Consider the following 16,941-nt stretch of genomic DNA (forward strand, 5'->3'; position numbering starts at 1 on the left):
GGAATAAAAAACAGCGGGACGCGCCAACCGGCGCGTCCCGCTGAAACTTTCATTTCTGCATACGATCCCTACGTTGGCATTATCCAAATCAGGTGTGCGGGTCGAAGTTGGATGACTTCCTCTCAGCCTGCGTCACAAGCTCCCCGTGCTATTCAATTCGTTCAGATTTTAACACAGGCGGAAAAGTTTGTCAATGTTCGTGAAAACACCATTTGCCGCAAAACGGGTGGGAAAAGTGGAAATTTAGCCATTTCTTCTGTTGACACGCTAGCATGCCAGTGGTAAAATTTAGGCATAGGATCGATTCCCTCCGGTAAAATCCCGCGTGGGAAAGATCTGCCCGCGTTTCGCCCGCTTATATGGCTGTGCGGCGCGGGGCAAACTATCTTCTGGGACTTTGGAAAACTGCTGACAATAAACCGCGGCGCCCATTTAAAAAGCTGCGCGGCGGTACGGAAAAGAAAACAGGAAAGAGGGATTCTGGTGTTAAAACTGACAGCACAAAGCCTACAGGACCGCAAGGCGTGGGAAGCCGCCGGCGTCAAGCTGCCCGGATTCGATTACGCCGCCATGTGTGCGCACACCAAGGAGCATCCTGTCTGGGTGCACTTCGGCGCGGGCAACATTTTCCGCGGGTTCATCGCCCGCCTGCAGCAGGAGCTGCTGAACTCCGGCAAGGCCAAGAGCGGCGTGATTGCCGCAGATACCTTTGATTTCGGGATCATTGACCAGATCTATGCCCCGCATGACAACCTCACCATGCTTGTCAGCCTGAAGCCGGACGGCTCCACCGACAAGGAGATCGTCGCAAGCATCGCGGAAGGCATCAAAGCGGACGGCGCGGATGAAAAACAGATGGCGCGCCTCAACGAGCTTTTCACCAATCCGGAATTGCAGATGGCCAGCTTCACCATCACCGAAAAAGGCTATGCCCTAACCGACCTTGCGGGAAATTTCTTCCCGGTCGTGCAGGAGGACATGAAAAACGGCCCGGACCATGCGCGCCATGCAATGAGCATTGTAACCGCGCTGATGCTGCGCCGCTATCAGGCGGGCGGCTATCCCTTCGCGCTTTGCAGCATGGATAACTGCAGCCACAACGGCCAGAAGCTGCAGGATTCGGTTCTCACGGTCGCCGAAGCCTGGCAGAAAAACGGCTTTGTGGACGAGGGATTTGTCGCCTACCTCAAGGACGCGTCGAAGGTATCCTTCCCGTGGAGCATGATTGACAAGATCACCCCGCGCCCATCTGAAATCGTGGAAAAACAGCTCGCCGCGGCCGGCATTGAAGATATGGCGCCGGTCGTCACCGCGAAGAATACCTTTATCGCGCCGTTTGTCAACGCCGAGGTCCCGCAGTACCTTGTTGTGGAGGATCGCTTCCCGAACGGCCGCCCGCCTCTTGAGGAAGCGGGCGTCTACTTCACCGACCGCGACACGGTCAACAACACCGAGCGCATGAAGGTCACCACCTGCCTCAACCCGCTGCACACCGCGCTGGCGGTTTACGGCTGTCTGCTCGGCTACACGAGCATTGCGGCTGAGATGCAGGACGCCGACCTCAAAAAGCTGGTTGAACGCATCGGCTACGATGAAGGCATGCCGGTCGTGGTGGACCCGAAAATCCTGAGCCCGATGGACTTCATCCACGAGGTCATCGATCAGCGCCTGCCCAATCCGTTCATCCCGGATGCGCCGCAGCGTATCGCTACCGACACGAGCCAAAAGCTGCCGATCCGCTTTGGCGAAACGATCAAATCCTATCTCTCGCGTCCGGATCTCGATGTGCAGGATCTCGTCTGCATTCCGCTGGCACTGGCCGGCTGGTGCCGCTATCTGCTCGGCGTGGACGACAAATGCGAACCGATGCAGGTGAGCAGCGACCCGATGCTGGCGGATCTGCAGAAGATGCTCGCTGGGGTTAAGGTCGGCGAGCCCGCAAGCGTCGGCAGCGCGCTTCAGCCAATCCTCTCGAATCCGGCGCTCTTCGCCGTGGATCTTTATGAGGCAGGTCTCGGCGGGAAGGTCGAAGGCATGTTCAAGGAGCTCATTGCGGGTCCGGGCGCGGTGCGCACGACCCTGCAAAAATACGTGAACGCGTAAAATGGTGTTTCCATGGAAAGGGCCGCGCTAAAAGCGCGGCCCTTTTTGCCGCTTTTCAGACGGGAAAAACTGTGCTATACTACACAAAAACAAACCGGCGCGGGCGGCGGGGCCCTCCGGACGGAAAGGGGTGGTATGGTTGGATAAAAACACAAACGAATCGTTTGCCACGGTAAAGGCGGTACAGGAAAAGCTGGAAGCGGTCCTGGGACATGAAACGGTGAAGGTGGGGATCGCCGACAATCAGGGGATTGTGGTGATTTTCACCGATCCTTCCAGCGCGGGGAAATTTTCCGAACCGGCCTATAAGGCGATTCAGACCGGACGCCCGGTTGTGGTGGACAGGACAAACGAATTCCTGTTTGTGGCAAGCCAGCAGGGGGTGTATGTGCCTTTTTTTCATGAAAAAGAAGCGGTCGGGGTGATCCTGCTGGTCGGAGACCCGGAACTTCTCGCAAAATATGCGGGCATGGCTGCGCTGACCGCCCAGTCGGTTTATGACCTCGAGAGCTACAAAGCCTCCTACTGGGGCAAGCTCGATCAGCGCAACATCTTCACCAAGGTGCTGCTCTACTATTCGGAGGATCCCTATCCGGCGGAGGCCTACAACATCGCGGACAAATACGGATACGACACCGACATGGTGCGGATACCGCTATTGTTTATCCTGCGGTACAGCTACTACCGGGAGGACCGGCAGATTTCCGAGTTTGAACGCAACCCCTACCATGACAAGCAGGATATCATCTGCATCACCCGCGGGCAGAATGCGGTCGTGTTCAAAGCGGTTTCAACAAACCCTGCGGAGGCGGTCGGCCGCTACCGCGAGGTGGTTGAGCAGTATGTCGAAGGGATGCAGGCCCTCAATATCAACGGCGGGCGCCCGTTTATCTGCAACGTGGGGACTTTGCAGAACAAGCTGATCAACTATCAGAAAGGATACCATCACAGCCTGTGGGTTTCGAACAATTCGGCGGATGTTATCGGCGACGACGAAACGCGGATCTATTATTTTTATGACAGCGTCCTTCCATACCTGCAAAGCCAGGTGCCGATGGAGGAGTTCAGCATGATCTTCAACGTTTTCAAGGATGTGCTCAAGGGCGGGGAACGGCAGCGTTTCCTTGATAATATGGGGATGCTCTACCAGCGGAACATGAATGTTTCCGCAAGCGCAAAGGCCCTTTTTCAGCACAGGAACACCTTGATTGCCTGGATTAACCGGATGAAGGAACTGTTTTGTATCGATCCGGTGAACGATGAGATCGGCCGGGAATTTTTCCAGCAGCTGCTTTACTATTACAAGAACACCGAGGATTGAAAACGGATGCACGCACGGGTTTCCCCGTGCGTGCATCCGTTTATGAGTTCCTATGCGCTGAGCAGGCTGGGCAGGAATAAGGTGATCTGCGGGACAAAGGACAAAAACAACACAACCGCGATCAGCGTGAATATATAAGGTACCATACACTTGGATATTCGCTCAACACTGACGCCGGAGATGCCGGAAAGGACATACAGCACCATCCCGACCGGCGGGGTCAGCAGGCCGATCATCAGGTTGATGGTCATGAGCACGCCGAAATGGACCAGATCCATGCCGTAGCTTGCCATCAGCGGCACAAGAATCGGAGTCAGGATGATGAGCGAGGCGGTGCCGTCCATGAACATCCCGACGATCAGAAACAGCAGGTTCACCAGCAGGATTGCGAAGATCTTGTTCGGCACGACCGAGGAGATGAACTCCGCCGCCATTTTGGGGATCTGCTCTTTGGTGAGAATCCAGCCGAACAGCACCGAGGAGGCAGCGATCGCCATGACCATCGCGGTGGTTTTCACCGTGTCGTCAATGAGAGCCGGCAGTTCCGCTACCTTGATCGAACGGGTGGCAAACGCCAGGATGAGCGCGTAAACCGACGCCACGATGGCCGCTTCGGTCGGGGTGAACACGCCGCCCACAATGCCGCCGATCAGGATGACCGGCGCGAGCAGCGCAAAGAAGGATTCCTTGAAGCATTTCCACATGGCGGAAAGCTTCGCGCGCGGTTTTTTAACGTAACCGCGCCGCTTGGCCTGCACATAGACCACAATGGCCATGGCAAACGCCATGACAAGTCCGGGGACTACGCCCGCCAGAAATAGCTTGCCGATCGAGACGCCCGCGATGACGCCGTACATGACGAACGGGACGCTCGGCGGAATGACCGGGCCGATGCAGGAGGACGCGCCGGTGACAGCGAGCGAGAAGTCGTCGTCATAGCCCGCGTCCTTCATCGCTTTGAGTTCGATTGCGCCGAGGCCGCCGGTGTCGGCGATCGCGCTGCCGGACATGCCGGAGAAGATAACGCTGGCAAGGATGTTGGCGTGGCCCATACCGCCGGTGATGTGTCCGACGAGCATATCGGCGAATTTGAAGATACGCTGGGTGATGCCGCCGGAATTCATGACCGCGCCAGCGAACATGAAGAACGGCACCGCCAGCAGGGTGAAGGAGTCGCCGATCGACATGATCATCCGTTGGGTGACGATGTTGAGCGAGACACCGGTCGTTAAGAAATACGAAAGGCAGCTGAGGAAGAGGGAAAACGCGATCGGCATGCCGCAGAAAATGAGAATCACAAGGGAAACGACCATTGCGATCATGACAGCGCCTCCTCTCCGGGAACATCCCTATTGGTGCCTCTCAGCATACAAGCGGTGGAAAGCGCCATATGTATGCTGGTCAGCAGACAGCAGACCGGCATGGCAAGGAAAAGAAAGCTCATGGGCATCTCCATGCAGCCCGAAAGCAGCTTGTGCTGGGAAAGCGCGTACCGAAAAGAGTGAGGCAGCAGGTAGAGCATCGCCGCAATCACCAGGAGGTTTCCGGCCACTTTCAGGATTTTCTGCACAGCCGGCGGCATGCGGTCAACCGCGAGCGTCACCGCGACGTGTTTATCCTGCGTCACGCAGTAGCCCATCCCCAGAAAGACAAGCCACACATAGATATAACGGGAGAATTCCTCACTCCACACCAAGGGGGTATTGAAAAAGTAGCGCAGAATGATCTGGATGGTCAGCATAATGAGCATGGTGGAGAACAGGACGATGAGCACCCAGCGTTCGACCCGTTCGAGCCCTTGTATCAAACGATTCACATAAAAACCTCCAGTCCGGTACTACCCGGATAATAGATGCCATGCCGGGCCCCAGGGGATCAGATCCCCTGGACGGCAGCGTAAAGATCGGGGTCTGCGGCGCTGAGCTCATCGATGACGCTCTGCAGGGAAGCGCGGAAGGCGTCCGCATCCACGTCGACCAGCTCGATACCAAAGTCGTCATGGAAGCTCTGGATGAGTTTCGCTTCGTCGTCTTCAGTCTTCTGATTGCCCCATGCGGCGGCTTCGTTTACAACTTCGAGGAGGATCTTCTGGTTTTCCGGGGTGAGCTTGTCGAGCGCGGCCTGGGAAATGACAGTGAAGGTGACTTCACGGGCGTGGCCGGTGAGGGAGAAGTATTTGCAGACCTCCTGGATATTCCAGGCTGCCATGCCGGACGGTGTGTGCTCCGCGCCGTCGATGACGCCCTGCTGCATCGCAAGGTACTGCTCGGTCGGGGCCATCGGGGCGGGTTCCGCGCCAAGGCCGCGGATGATCGAGATGATCGCGGGCATGTCCGGGCAGCGGATCTTGAGACCCTTCATTTCTTCCGGATTGGAAGCGGCGGCTTTGGTGTTGATCACATAACGGGCGCCCATCGTCTGGGTGCCGGCCACCACGGCGCCAAGCTCGTCCTGCGCCTTTGCAAACAGGCCGGCCTCCGCGTCGCTGCCGACGAATTTCGAGAAGTGGTCATAATCCCGGAACAGGTATGGGGTCTGGAAAACGTTGAAGCTTTCCATCCGCTTTCCGAGCTCGCCGGAACCGGAGTTGCACATATCGATCGCGCCGTCGATGACATTGCTGGTCACATCGGTTTCGTTGCCGAGCTGGCTCGAGTGGAACACTTCGATATGAACCTTGCCGCCGGTGCGCTCCTCCATGAGCTTGCCCATCATTTCGAAAGCTTCCACAAAGGTGGTGCCGGGGGTGGAGGTGGTGCTGTACTGGAGGGTGACTTCCTCCTGTTCGTCAGCGGCGGGCGCGGAAGAATCCGCGGCGGGCGCGGCAGGCGCGGAGGAGGACGGAGCGGAGGAACCGGAAGAGCAGCCGGTTGCGAGCATTGCGGCGGTGAGAAGGAGTGCGATTGCACAGCGTTTAACCGAATGAGTTTTTTTCACAGGGAATGCCTCCTAATTCTTTTTTGGTTTATTGTTTCAGATACTGATCAAGGAATGCGAAAATCTTTTCGGTGTTTTCCGGAGTGCGGAAAAAGCTTTCCGCATGATTGATGCCGGGGCAGAGTTCCAGGGTTACCTTTTCAGTGCCGATGGCCTGCTCCAGCTTGTCTGCAAACAGGATGCTCTGCTGGAATGGGACAACGGTGTCGGCGAGCCCATGCTGCAGGAAAAAGGGAGGGGCCTTGGCGGTTATGTAAGTCTCGGGGTTTGCGAAGCGCACCAGCTCCGGCACTTTGCAGGGAGCCTTGCCAAGCAGCATGCCGCCCATCGACCGGTCGTTGCTGCAGGCTTCGTTGGGATCCACGCCGTATTCGGCGTGCTGGCGCTCCAGCTTACCGATATCCATGATGCCGTAGAGGGCAACCACGCACTGGACGTCCGAGGTGTATTGGGCGTTGCCCATTGTGAGATCCTCCAGCTCCCGGACGTTTGCAGAGGTGCCAGCCAGCGCGGCGAGGTGCGCGCCTGCGGAGAGCCCCCACAGGCCGATCCGCTGGGGATTGAGGTGATATTCTTTTGCGTGCGCCCGCAGAAAGCGGATCGCGGCTTTGACGTCATAGATCTGCGCTGGGAAGGGCGCGTGGACGCTCAGGGTGTAAGCGAGGGAAACAACCGCGTAACCGCGTTTCAGCCCGGTGAGAACAGGCGCGACCTTGAGCGAACTTTTCACACCGTAATACCAGCCGCCGCCATGCAGATCGATGATGACCGGGAACGGCCCGTCGCCTTCCTCGGGAAGGTAAAGATCCAAGGCCTCGTCTTCGTTTCGGTCGGCGTAGCGGATATCCAAAAACTTTCGTTTGATATCCGGCGTTTCCAGTACAGTATAGGTTTCTGGGCTTTCTTCCAGGACCAAATTTTGATTCCTCCATTTCAAGGGATGCTGTCCGGCCGGGGACATCTCAAAATCTTTAAATTAATCTTACACGTTCGCTTGCGATTTTTCCATATTCACTGGGCAAGGAATTTTTTGAAAATCATGTGCACACTGCACATTTCAAAACTTGTGGCGATTTTTACGATTTATTTTTGAGGTATTTTCAAATAAATTGATAAATTGACTAAAATACATGCTGGTGTTTGCACAATATTAACATTATTTTCATGAAAACAGCCTGAAATCAGAACGGAAGAAAAGATTTCTGCATTTAAATAGGGCAATGTGCTGAAGGGGACGGCGCATTTCTGGGCAGAGAAAAAGGGCCTCCTTCAAGAGGCCCTTTTTCGGGGATGGAAGCGGAACATCACTGCTTTCAGCCTTTTTCGAGCGCTTCCCAGATACCGGTCAGATAGCTCGCGCCCAGCGCACGGTCATAAAGCCCGTAGCCCGGGCGGCCGGTTTCGCCCCAGATCATACGCCCGTGGTCGGGCCGCAGATAGCCGTCAAACCGGTTTTTGTGCAGCGCCTTCATGACCCCGTAGATGTCCAGTGAACCAGCTTCGGTATAGTGGGCGGATTCCTCAAAGCTTCCTTCGCCGACCAGTTTTACATTCCGCACATGCATGAAGTGGATGCGGCCCATGGAGGAATATTTATCCACCAGGCGGACCACATCGTTTTGTGGGGAAGATCCGAGCGAACCGGTGCAGAGAGTCAGCCCGTTCTGAGGCCTGTCGGCCAGTTTGAGGAAGCGGTCGAGCCCCGCTTCGCCGGTGATGATGCGCGGCAGGCCGAAAATCGGCCACGGCGGGTCATCCGGATGGATCGCCATATTGACGCCGCATTCGGCGGCAACCGGGATAATTGCCTCGAGGAAATACTTCAGGTTGGCCCAGAGCCCTTCCTCGCCGAGCGCCTGGTAGGCGGCGATAAGCCCGCTCATCTCGCCGGTGGAATAGGAGGAATCCCAGCCGGGCAGGGCCAGTTTTGTGGGGTCCATTTTATCCACATCCTCCTTATAGTAGACCAGGGCGTTCGAACCGTCCGCAAGCTGCTGGTCAAGGCGGGAACGGGTCCAGTCAAAGACCGGCATAAAGTTATAGCAGATGCACCGGACGCCTGCCTTCCCAAGTTGGCGGATGTTTTCCCGGTAGGCTTCGATGTACCTGTCGCGGGAGGGCTTGCCGAGCTTGATATCCTCATGCACGGGCACACTTTCTATAACTTCAAAATGAAGGCCGGCATTCTCGACCTCCGCTTTAAGCGCCCGAATCTTCGCAGCCGGCCAGGCCTCGCCGACCGGCACGTCGTAAATTGCGGTGACGATGCTGTGCATAGTGGGGATCTGGCGGATGTATTCGATTTTCACCGGGTCGTCCGCGCCGTACCACCGGAATGAAAGTTTCATGAAAATTCCTCCAGTTTTTAATGCTTCAAGAAAATTTTGCCCGGGATCGCCCGCTTGATACGTGTGCCGAGCACATTTTTCGCTCTGTGGGAAAATATCAAAATGAAACCATGATGTCATTTTGAATGTCATTTTTCCGGCAGGGAATCAATTTTTAAATTCCTGATGGTAAAATAAATATGATTGGCGGGATGCGCAAAGGACCGGCCCATCCCGGAAACTGATGTGCCAAAAAAGGAGGAAGCCATGGAATCATTGCTGATGAGCATTCAGGAACATGTCTCGAAATATGTGGAAATGGTCACCACTGTGTTCGATGTGCATGTGGATATCTCGGACAACCGCCTGCTGCGCGTGGCGGGCACCGGACGTTTCAACCGCATGATCGGCAGCCCGATGCTGCATAATGGCAACCTTTTCACCAAATGCATGGAGACCGGCGAACGGATCTTTGTCAAGGACCCGGAAACCGACCAGATCTGCCGCGACTGCATCAACCGCCCGGTCTGCAAGGGGCAGTGTGAAATGGGCTTCCCAATCAAGCTTGACGGCGAAGTGCTCGGCGTGATCAGCATCGCGTCCTCCTCCCCGGATCAGTATGAGACGATCATGCGCAGCGCCGACAAGCTGACCCTTTTCATGGAGAATATCACCGACCTGATTGCCCTGAAAGCGCGGGAATACCAGGATCAGCGGCTGCAGGTCTACAACACCAAACTGCGGGAGAAACTGATCAACCTCATCAGTGACGGTGTCATGATTTTAAACGACAAGAATAAGATTTTATATATGAACAACCGCTGTGAGAAGATCCTCGACTGCAATCTGGCGCAGATTCAGTACCTGACCAAGATCAAGCAGTTTGCGATTGTCGAAAAAAGCGGACACAAAACCGATTCGGCTGATTTCATGGTGCGTATCCGTGCAAAACGGATCCGTCTGACCGGCGTCATACATAATGTAAACGGTGTGAACGAAGGGGAGATCAATAAGGTATTCATCTTCACAGATATCAAGACGCTGCATGAAAACCTTACTCAGAGCGATATGCAGCAGCAGTATAATTTTGATTACCTGATCGGGGAAAGTCCGTCCTTCCTCGAAGCGGTTTCCGCCTGCAAGGCGACCGCCTACAGCCCGAATCCGGTGCTGCTGATGGGCGAGCCGGGGTCCGGCAAGGAGATGTACGCCCGCGCCATCCACAATGAAAGCATCCGCCGCAACAACCAGTTTATCCGTCTGACGCATGGATCGGCGGTCGAGGAGCTGATTGAGAAAGCGGTCTTTGACCGGGAACAGGTTCAGGCGGGCGACGTGCAGGTGAAAAATGAATTGCTTGAGGGCAATACCTTATATATAGATGAGGTCGGAGACCTGAGCCTTGCCAATCAGGTGATCCTGCTCACCGTTATCCAGAACAGCAAATTCAACAACACCAAGGTCATCTGCGGCTCCTCTAAGGATCTGCGGCAGATGTCCCAAAAGGGCGAATTCAAGCCAGAACTTTTTTACGCGCTGGAGGTTTACACCGTCCAGATCCCGCCGATGCGCACCCGCGGCCGGGATATCCTGCTGTTTGTGGACTACTATCTTGAAAAATGCAATGCGGACGCGAACAAGCGGATCACCTTTTCCAAGGAAGTGCGCGGGATGTTCCTCGATTACTCCTGGAAAGGGAATATCCGTGAGATCGAAAACGTGGTGTCCTATGTCGTGGAACAGATGGACAGCCAGGCCACCGAAGTGACGGCGGAGAATATGCCGCCACTGATCCTGCAGCGGCTGCGCGACGACAAGAAAGACGCCTACAACCTTGCAAACGCAGAGAAGGAACTGATCCTCAAAGCGCTCAACGACTTCGGAAACTCCTCACGCTCAAAATCACGGGTGGCCAAGGAGCTGGGTATTTCCAACGCGACCCTTTACCGCAAGCTCAAGCAGTACCGCATCCAGCAGAACACACTGTTTGAATAGCGGGAATCCATTTTATCGGGGGAACGACGATTGACAACGGTTTATCTGGTTCGCCATGGGACGACGGACTTCAATGTATACGGGAAATTCCAGGGCTCGATGGATGTGCCGCTCAACGCGTTGGGGCTCGAACAGGCCCGGTACCTGGGCGTTCGCTTCCGGGAGGTTCCGCTCGACGCGGTTTATTCGAGCCCGCTTTGCCGGGCGCTGCGGACGGCGGAAGGAATCTGTGCGCACCACGCCCTTTCCCCAATCCTGTGCGAGGGACTCAGGGAGATCGACGGCGGTTTGCTTGAGGGCCGTACCGGCGAGGAGAATCTTCGGCGCTTCCCACTGGAGATGGCCGCGCTGCGCGACCGGCCGTCGCGCTTCGCGGCGCCGCAGGGGGAAAGCGCGCGGCAGGTCTATGACCGGGTGGTCGCCGCAATCACTGGGATCGTGGCGGAGAACCCGGGCGGAACATTGGCGGTGGTTGCGCACGGGTTTGTCATCCAGACCTATATCAGCTACGCCCGCAGGGAACCGTTTGAAACTTTCCGCCGGTTTATTGTGGGCAACACGGCGGTGAGCAAGCTTTGCTATGAGCGGCCGGGGGAACCGGAGCTGCTTTACTGCGGGGACGACAGTCATCTTCCGGAGCAGCTGCGGTTTGTGGTGGCGACCAATTTCCTCAAAAAGTGAGCGCGGATGGAGGACATCTGTTCTTTCATGAAATCCTCTGTATGAAACAATTTGGGGAAAGCGGTGTGGAGCCATTTTATGAAAACCGCAGTCTTTTAGCAAAAATGTAAGATGCTGGTTGCTTTTTCATCACATTTGTATTATAATTTAGCTAAATCCAAAAGCAGGAACCGATACAATGTCTGGGAGTCTTGTTGACTCTCAAGGGTGGGCCTGATGAAAACAATTGTACAGAGAAAATGAAATGGATTGGCAAAGGCGCTATGATGGGGGAATTTTATCATAACGCCTTTCTTTGTATATAGTGCCTGCATTGGGCATATGGATTTGTACAGGTCGCTGTGCACGGTTGTATCAAAATGATATGGTCATTTCAAATCCGAAAGATTTCAGAAGGGTAAATTGGAATTTTGCCAGATTTAGGATTGACGATTGCAAATGGCTGGCTGCATTTTATATAATATCGTTGTTGAAAGCGGAAAGTTTTTTGTGAGGAATGCAGGTTTGTTTTGTAGCGTATGATACAAAAATACAAAACTGTAGGAAACCATGCACGAATCCACAGCTGCTGATGGCAACGAAACGGTATCCTTGATTTCCGAAGAAATCCCCGTCCCCCAATAACGTACCGGCGTGGGGCGGCGGTTTTCCGATATCAGCATCCGCTTAAGATCTTGCGCGTCCGGCGGCTACGCCCGTCGGGAGATCCCATCCAATTCCGGAGAGGAGGGACTAGATTTCAATTCGTTTTTGTGTCCGCCGGCCCGGCAGTTCGGGAGCGGAACGCCAATAAAGCGAACGGGGATGGGCGCGCAGTGCATCCAAAAAATCTGGCCGACGGTATGCGGCCGCTCCTTGCCGCGCGAACGCACAGGAAGGCGGAAGGCCGCTTGGGCCTGAAGTCTGAAATTAGGTGCAGGTTCGCGTGCTTGGCCGGAAACCGGAGGGGCTTGTGCTTCCGAGGGCGTACCGGCAATTACGGGGTGTAGAAAAAATATGGAGGTGTTTTCATGGAATTGACCGTCCTGATTTGTTGCTTCTTTTTCCTCATGATCATTGGACTTCCAATCGCTTACAACCTGATTATCAGCTGTCTTGCGTACCTGCTCGTATCAAACCTGCCGATCATCCTGATCGTCCAGCGTATGTACGAGGGTATGAGCAGCTTCTCTTTCCTGGCTGTCCCGTTCTTTGTTTTGACCGGGCAGTTTATGCTGAAGGGCAGGCTGCTGGAAGCGCTGATTGATTTCGTCAATGTGTTTTTCGGACGCGCCAAAGGCGCGATTGCGATCGTCACCATCGGCGCGAGCCTGCTGATGGGTTCGATCGTTGGACTTGCAGTTGCGTCGGCAGCTTCGCTGGGTGTTTTCCTGATCCCGATGATGATCAAGGAAAAATACAGCCCCGCGTTCTCCGCTGCGGTCATGTCCTCAGCTTCCCTGCTCGGCCCGATCATGCCGCCGAGCGTTTTGATGATCATGTACTGCATGGCGGTCGGAAGAACGTCCATCGCAGGCGTCTTTATGACCGCGATCGTCCCGGCGATCATGATTGCCGGCGGCGAAATGATCATCGCATGGTTCATTTCCAAGAAACGTAATTACCCGAGCTACCACAAGACCACCGGCAAAGAGAAGATGCAGGCAACCTGGAAAGCGCTGCCTTCGCTGCTGCTGCCGGTTATCATCCTTGGCGGTATCTTCGGCGGCGTGTTCAGCATCACCGAAGCTTCGGCGGTTGCGGCGCTGTACAGTGGTTTCTTGGCGTTCTTCGTCAACAAAGCTGCAAAGCTTCATGATATCCCGGAAATTTTCCGCGAGGCGGCGCTCACCTCCGGCCTGGTCCTGCTTTTGGCGGGCGCCGGAAGCGTTATGTCCTGGGCAATCGCGAGCGAGCGCGTGCTCGATTACATCATTGGACCGCTTTCCCAGATGCCTCCGTGGGTATTCCTGCTGCTGGTCAACGTTGTGCTTTTGATCTGCGGATGCTTTATGGATGACTATGCGTCCATCGTCATCCTGGCCCCGATCATTGCGCCGGTTGCATGGCAGCTTGGCATCCACCCGCTGCACATTGCGGTCATCGTCTGCATCAACCTGGTGGTTGGTCTTGCGACGCCGCCGTTCGGCATCACGCTCTTTGTCACCAGCCCGATTGCGGGCGTAAAACTGGAGGAGACGGTAAAGGAAGCGATTCCTTTCCTGGTCGTAACGATCGGATCATTGCTCTTGGTCACGTTCGTTCCGGATATCTGCCTCTTCCTGCCGCGCCTGACAGGGTATGCATAAACCCCCAATATTCAAGAGTCCACCAAATTCCGATGTAAATTTAAGGAGGTTGCTTCATGTTGAAGGGTAAAAAAATGTTCGTTCGGGTTCTCTGCCTGACCATGTGCCTTGCGCTGGCGCTCCTGGCCGGCTGCGGCGGCAGTGAGAATGCGTCGTCGGCTGCTCCTGCGGGTGATTCCGCTGCTCCTTCCACCACTCCGGACCTTGGAAAGGTCAGCATCCGTATTTCTGCGTGTAACTCCCTCGAGCATCCCCAGACCCTGGGCCTGCTGGTTATGAAAGATTATGTTGAATCCAAGACCGGCGGCAACGTTTCGGTTGAAGTTTTCCCGAACTCTCAGCTGGGCGCGGAGCGCGAGTCTGTTGAGCAGGTTAAGAACGGCACGCTGGAAATGGCGACCGCTTCGATCGGCCCGATCACGACTTTCTGCGATAAGTTCATGGTTCTGGATATCCCGTTCATGTTCGACAGCTATGAAGAAGCTTGGATGGTTCTTGACAGCCAGGCTGGCTGGGATCTGTTCAATCAGCTTGAGGCTGAAAACCTGAAGGGCCTTGCCTGGATGGAAAACGGCTTCCGCCATGTCACCAACTCGGTGAAACCGATCAACTCGGTCGCAGATTTCAAAGGCCTGAAGATCCGTACCATGGAAGCTCCGATGCACATGGCCAACTTCCAGGCGCTCGGCGCAAACCCGACTCCGGTTCCGTTCTCCGAACTCTACATGGCGATGAGCCAGAAGATCGTTGACGGCCAGGAGAACCCGCTCGCCAACATCTGGGACCTCAAGATGAACGAAGTCCAGAAGTATGTCACTCTTTCCAAACATCTGTATGACTCGATGCCGCTGGTTACCAACCTTGAGTGGTACAACAAGCTGCCGAGCGAATATCAGACTGTTATTTCCGAAGGCGCTCTGTTGGGCCAGAACTACAGCCGCTTTGTCAATGCTGCCCGTGAAGAAGCGATCATTGCGAAGCTGACTGATCTTGGCATGGAATTCAATGAGCTCTCTCCGGAAGCGAAAGCTGAGATGGTTTCGATCTCCCAGACCACCGTTTCGGATAAGGTCAAAGCGGAAATCGGTGAGGATTATGTCAACAAGTTCATGGATGCCATGAATGCCGCGAAAGCGGAAATCCTGCTGGGCGTTGAATAATTAATCGCAAGGAAGACCAATTTCGGTACTCCCGCGCGGATAGGAGGGGTTTGTATGGTGACGAAATTAGATCCTATTGTCAACAAGATTGGCAAGTTCATCCTTGCCATTATCACAGCGATCGGCTGTGTTATGCTGGTGGTTTCCTGGACACACGTTTTTTGCCGGTATGTGCTTGGAAGCTCGCTGACCTGGTCGGAGGAGTTCCTGAAGATCACGCTGGTGTGGTTCTGCATGCTGAGCGCGACCGTTATTTCCCAGAGCAGGGAACATATCGGAATCGTTATCTTTAAGGAAATGATGCCGAAAAAGATCCAGAAAATGTGTGAATATTTCTCCCAGTTTTTAATGCTGGCCGCCTCGATTCTGGTTTGCATTGTGGGAATCGTCCTGCTGATTAAAACCGCAGGACAGACCACCCCGGCTTTGCGTTGGCCGATCGGCATTGGCTATTCCGCCGTCCCGATTTCCTTTGGACTGATGGCTTTCTATGAGGTTCGCAACCTCTGGGCGGACATCAAGAGCAAAAAAGCGGAAGCCTGACAAAACCAACATAAAATCCTCCCAAAGCGAATTTCGCTTTGGGAGGATTTTTCTTTTAATTTATGATAGAATGAAACAGGAGGGCGGGTTGAAAGATTCACGTGTTTTCTCAAAATGATTCGATTGAAGCGAAGTGAGAACAAATTGGAAAGCGGCCTGGTGCGATTCGCGGGTTTCCAGAGCATTTCATTGCAGACGGCGGACAGCTCTGATAAAATGAAAGTGGGAAGTCGTCTGCGACAGATTGAAATGCAAGGAGGAGATCAACTATGTATGAGATTCAAGTGAAGGATGGAATGGCCCGTTATCTGGACGATGTGGAGGGGATTTCGCTTTCGGTTCCCGCAAAGAACTGCCTTGGGATGGCAGCCATCAAGCCGATTCCGCCCATCACCGACCCGGCGGTCTATGAACAGATTATCCAGAACCCGGTTTCCGGAAAACGGCTTTCGGAGATTGCCCGGGAGCGGGGCGCCAAAAGCGCCTGCATCATCGTATCGGATTCCTCCCGCCGCGTCCCAACCGATAAGGTTTCCGGGCATCTCATCCGGGAGCTGACGGAGGCGGGTGTCCCGCTTGAGGGGATTCTTTTTATCGTTGCAATCGGTGTGCACCGCCCGGCGACCGAGGCGGAGATGCGCTCCTTCGTGGGTGAGGAATTCTATGGCAAGGTGCGCATTGAGAACCATACGCCGTTTGACAAGGACAGTTTCGTCTATCTGGGGGACACTTCCTACGGCACCCCTGTGGAGGTGAATCGCCGCGCTTATGAATGTGACCTGCATATCTCGGTCGGTAAATGTGAACCGCATGAATTCGCGGGTTTTTCCGGCGGGCGTAAATCGGTGCTGCCAGGGATCTCGTCCGAACGCACCATCGTCATCAACCACAAGCCGGAGCACCTCTATTCCGAATGCGCGGTGCCGGGCGTGCTGGAAGGCAATCCGACCCATCTCGATATGCTGGAAACGGCCAAGATGTTCCGGATGGATTTCACCGTCAACTTTGTTGTAAACGACAAGCTTGAGCCCTCCGCGGGGTTTGCGGGCGGTCTGGAGGAATCACACGCGGCTGCGGTGGCCTATATCCGGCAGTTCTGCAACGTGCGGCTCGAGACAAAGCCGGACATCATTGTCACCACGCCGGGAGTGCCTCTGAACCTCGATTTTTATCAGTCTATGAAGCCGCTCATCGCGCTGACAGACGTACTGGATGAGGATATCACCGTTGTGCTTTATAGTGACTGCCCGGAAGGCGTGCAGTCGGTGGATATGCTGCGTCCATTTGAGAACACCGATAACCTGGCGGATATGGAAAAATATCTGCTGGAGAATTACGAGATTCAGATGGATCACGCACTGCTGCTTTCCAAGATCTTCAAAAAGCATGTGAAGATTGTGGTCTACTCCCCGAATGTTTCGGACGATGTTATCTCGAAGATGTATATGGTTCCCTGCAAGGACCCCGAAAAGCTGATGGAAACAGCCTATCAGCTCTGCGGCAAGGAAGATCCGAAGGTTCTGTTCTATCCGCAGCCGCAGAAGGGGCTGCCGGAACTGGCAAAATAGTTTATAAAAGCCCAGGGG

At 54.8% G+C, this 16,941-nt stretch carries 13 protein-coding genes and 1 riboswitch; of the genes, 8 read left to right on the top strand and 5 right to left on the bottom strand.

Features of this window, described 5'->3' with window-relative positions; genetic code table 11:
• Positions 1–48: 48 nt before the first annotated feature.
• Positions 49–156: riboswitch (TPP riboswitch) on the bottom strand.
• 327 nt (positions 157–483) lie between these two features.
• The gene (locus tag BN4275_RS10180; RefSeq protein ID WP_066457664.1) at positions 484–2,103 is read left to right on the top strand and encodes a mannitol dehydrogenase family protein; all 1,620 of its coding nucleotides are present in this window, start codon (positions 484–486) and stop codon (positions 2,101–2,103) included.
• A gap of 139 nt (positions 2,104–2,242) precedes the next feature.
• Positions 2,243–3,424 (top strand): sugar diacid recognition domain-containing protein, encoded by a 1,182-nt coding sequence (locus BN4275_RS10185; RefSeq protein ID WP_066457666.1) that lies wholly within the window; start codon positions 2,243–2,245, stop codon positions 3,422–3,424.
• Positions 3,425–3,474: 50 nt separating this feature from the next.
• Here the strand turns inward: BN4275_RS10185 and BN4275_RS10190 are convergent, their stop codons facing one another.
• From BN4275_RS10190 to uxuA, 5 genes are all read right to left on the bottom strand, one after another.
• On the bottom strand, positions 3,475–4,746 hold the full coding sequence (locus BN4275_RS10190; protein WP_066457668.1) for a TRAP transporter large permease: 1,272 nt from the start codon (positions 4,744–4,746) through the stop codon (positions 3,475–3,477).
• Positions 4,743–5,240, bottom strand: a complete 498-nt coding sequence (locus BN4275_RS10195; protein WP_066457671.1) for a TRAP transporter small permease — start codon at positions 5,238–5,240, stop codon at positions 4,743–4,745. Before BN4275_RS10195 ends, BN4275_RS10190 begins: the two co-directional genes overlap by 4 nt.
• A gap of 59 nt (positions 5,241–5,299) precedes the next feature.
• Positions 5,300–6,361 carry a DctP family TRAP transporter solute-binding subunit gene (locus BN4275_RS10200; protein WP_066457672.1) on the bottom strand — a complete coding sequence of 354 codons (1,062 nt, stop codon included), beginning with the start codon at positions 6,359–6,361 and terminating at the stop codon, positions 5,300–5,302.
• A gap of 28 nt (positions 6,362–6,389) precedes the next feature.
• A complete protein-coding gene (locus BN4275_RS10205; protein WP_158572891.1) occupies positions 6,390–7,277 on the bottom strand; it encodes an alpha/beta hydrolase in 888 nt (295 codons plus the stop codon).
• A 397-nt stretch (positions 7,278–7,674) separates the two neighbouring features.
• The gene (gene uxuA / locus BN4275_RS10210) at positions 7,675–8,709 is read right to left on the bottom strand and encodes a mannonate dehydratase (RefSeq protein WP_066457674.1); all 1,035 of its coding nucleotides are present in this window, start codon (positions 8,707–8,709) and stop codon (positions 7,675–7,677) included.
• A gap of 246 nt (positions 8,710–8,955) precedes the next feature.
• On the opposite strand from uxuA, the gene BN4275_RS10215 reads away from it, so the two are divergent.
• The 6 genes from BN4275_RS10215 to BN4275_RS10240 all read left to right on the top strand — a co-directional run bounded on the left by BN4275_RS10215 (position 8,956) and on the right by BN4275_RS10240 (position 16,923).
• Positions 8,956–10,683, top strand: coding sequence for a sigma 54-interacting transcriptional regulator (locus BN4275_RS10215; protein WP_079988210.1), 1,728 nt, complete (start codon positions 8,956–8,958; stop codon positions 10,681–10,683).
• 30 nt (positions 10,684–10,713) lie between these two features.
• Positions 10,714–11,364 (top strand): histidine phosphatase family protein, encoded by a 651-nt coding sequence (locus BN4275_RS10220; RefSeq protein WP_161940196.1) that lies wholly within the window; start codon positions 10,714–10,716, stop codon positions 11,362–11,364.
• A 1,010-nt stretch (positions 11,365–12,374) separates the two neighbouring features.
• On the top strand, positions 12,375–13,652 hold the full coding sequence (locus BN4275_RS10225) for a TRAP transporter large permease (RefSeq protein WP_066457686.1): 1,278 nt from the start codon (positions 12,375–12,377) through the stop codon (positions 13,650–13,652).
• A 56-nt stretch (positions 13,653–13,708) separates the two neighbouring features.
• Positions 13,709–14,812, top strand: coding sequence for a TRAP transporter substrate-binding protein (locus tag BN4275_RS10230; protein ID WP_079988211.1), 1,104 nt, complete (start codon positions 13,709–13,711; stop codon positions 14,810–14,812).
• 54 nt (positions 14,813–14,866) lie between these two features.
• Positions 14,867–15,355, top strand: a complete 489-nt coding sequence (locus tag BN4275_RS10235) for a TRAP transporter small permease (RefSeq protein WP_066457688.1) — start codon at positions 14,867–14,869, stop codon at positions 15,353–15,355.
• 269 nt (positions 15,356–15,624) lie between these two features.
• Complete coding sequence (locus tag BN4275_RS10240) at positions 15,625–16,923, top strand: nickel-dependent lactate racemase family protein (protein ID WP_066457690.1); 1,299 nt, start codon at positions 15,625–15,627, stop codon at positions 16,921–16,923.
• Positions 16,924–16,941 lie beyond the last annotated feature (18 nt).

This window comes from Anaerotruncus rubiinfantis, from assembly GCF_900078395.1.
GTDB classification, from domain to species: Bacteria; Bacillota; Clostridia; order Oscillospirales; family Ruminococcaceae; genus Anaerotruncus; species Anaerotruncus rubiinfantis.

Excerpts from the sequence above, each read along its gene's own strand:
- BN4275_RS10240 (WP_066457690.1), top strand. The coding sequence starts at position 15,625 with ATGTATGAGATTCAAGTGAAGGATGGAATGGCCCGTTATCTGGACGAT.
- BN4275_RS10230 (WP_079988211.1), top strand. The coding sequence starts at position 13,709 with ATGTTGAAGGGTAAAAAAATGTTCGTTCGGGTTCTCTGCCTGACCATG.
- BN4275_RS10225 (WP_066457686.1), top strand. The coding sequence starts at position 12,375 with ATGGAATTGACCGTCCTGATTTGTTGCTTCTTTTTCCTCATGATCATT.
- BN4275_RS10235 (WP_066457688.1), top strand. The coding sequence starts at position 14,867 with ATGGTGACGAAATTAGATCCTATTGTCAACAAGATTGGCAAGTTCATC.
- BN4275_RS10190 (WP_066457668.1), bottom strand. The coding sequence starts at position 4,746 with ATGATCGCAATGGTCGTTTCCCTTGTGATTCTCATTTTCTGCGGCATG.
- BN4275_RS10215 (WP_079988210.1), top strand. The coding sequence starts at position 8,956 with ATGGAATCATTGCTGATGAGCATTCAGGAACATGTCTCGAAATATGTG.
- uxuA (WP_066457674.1), bottom strand. The coding sequence starts at position 8,709 with ATGAAACTTTCATTCCGGTGGTACGGCGCGGACGACCCGGTGAAAATC.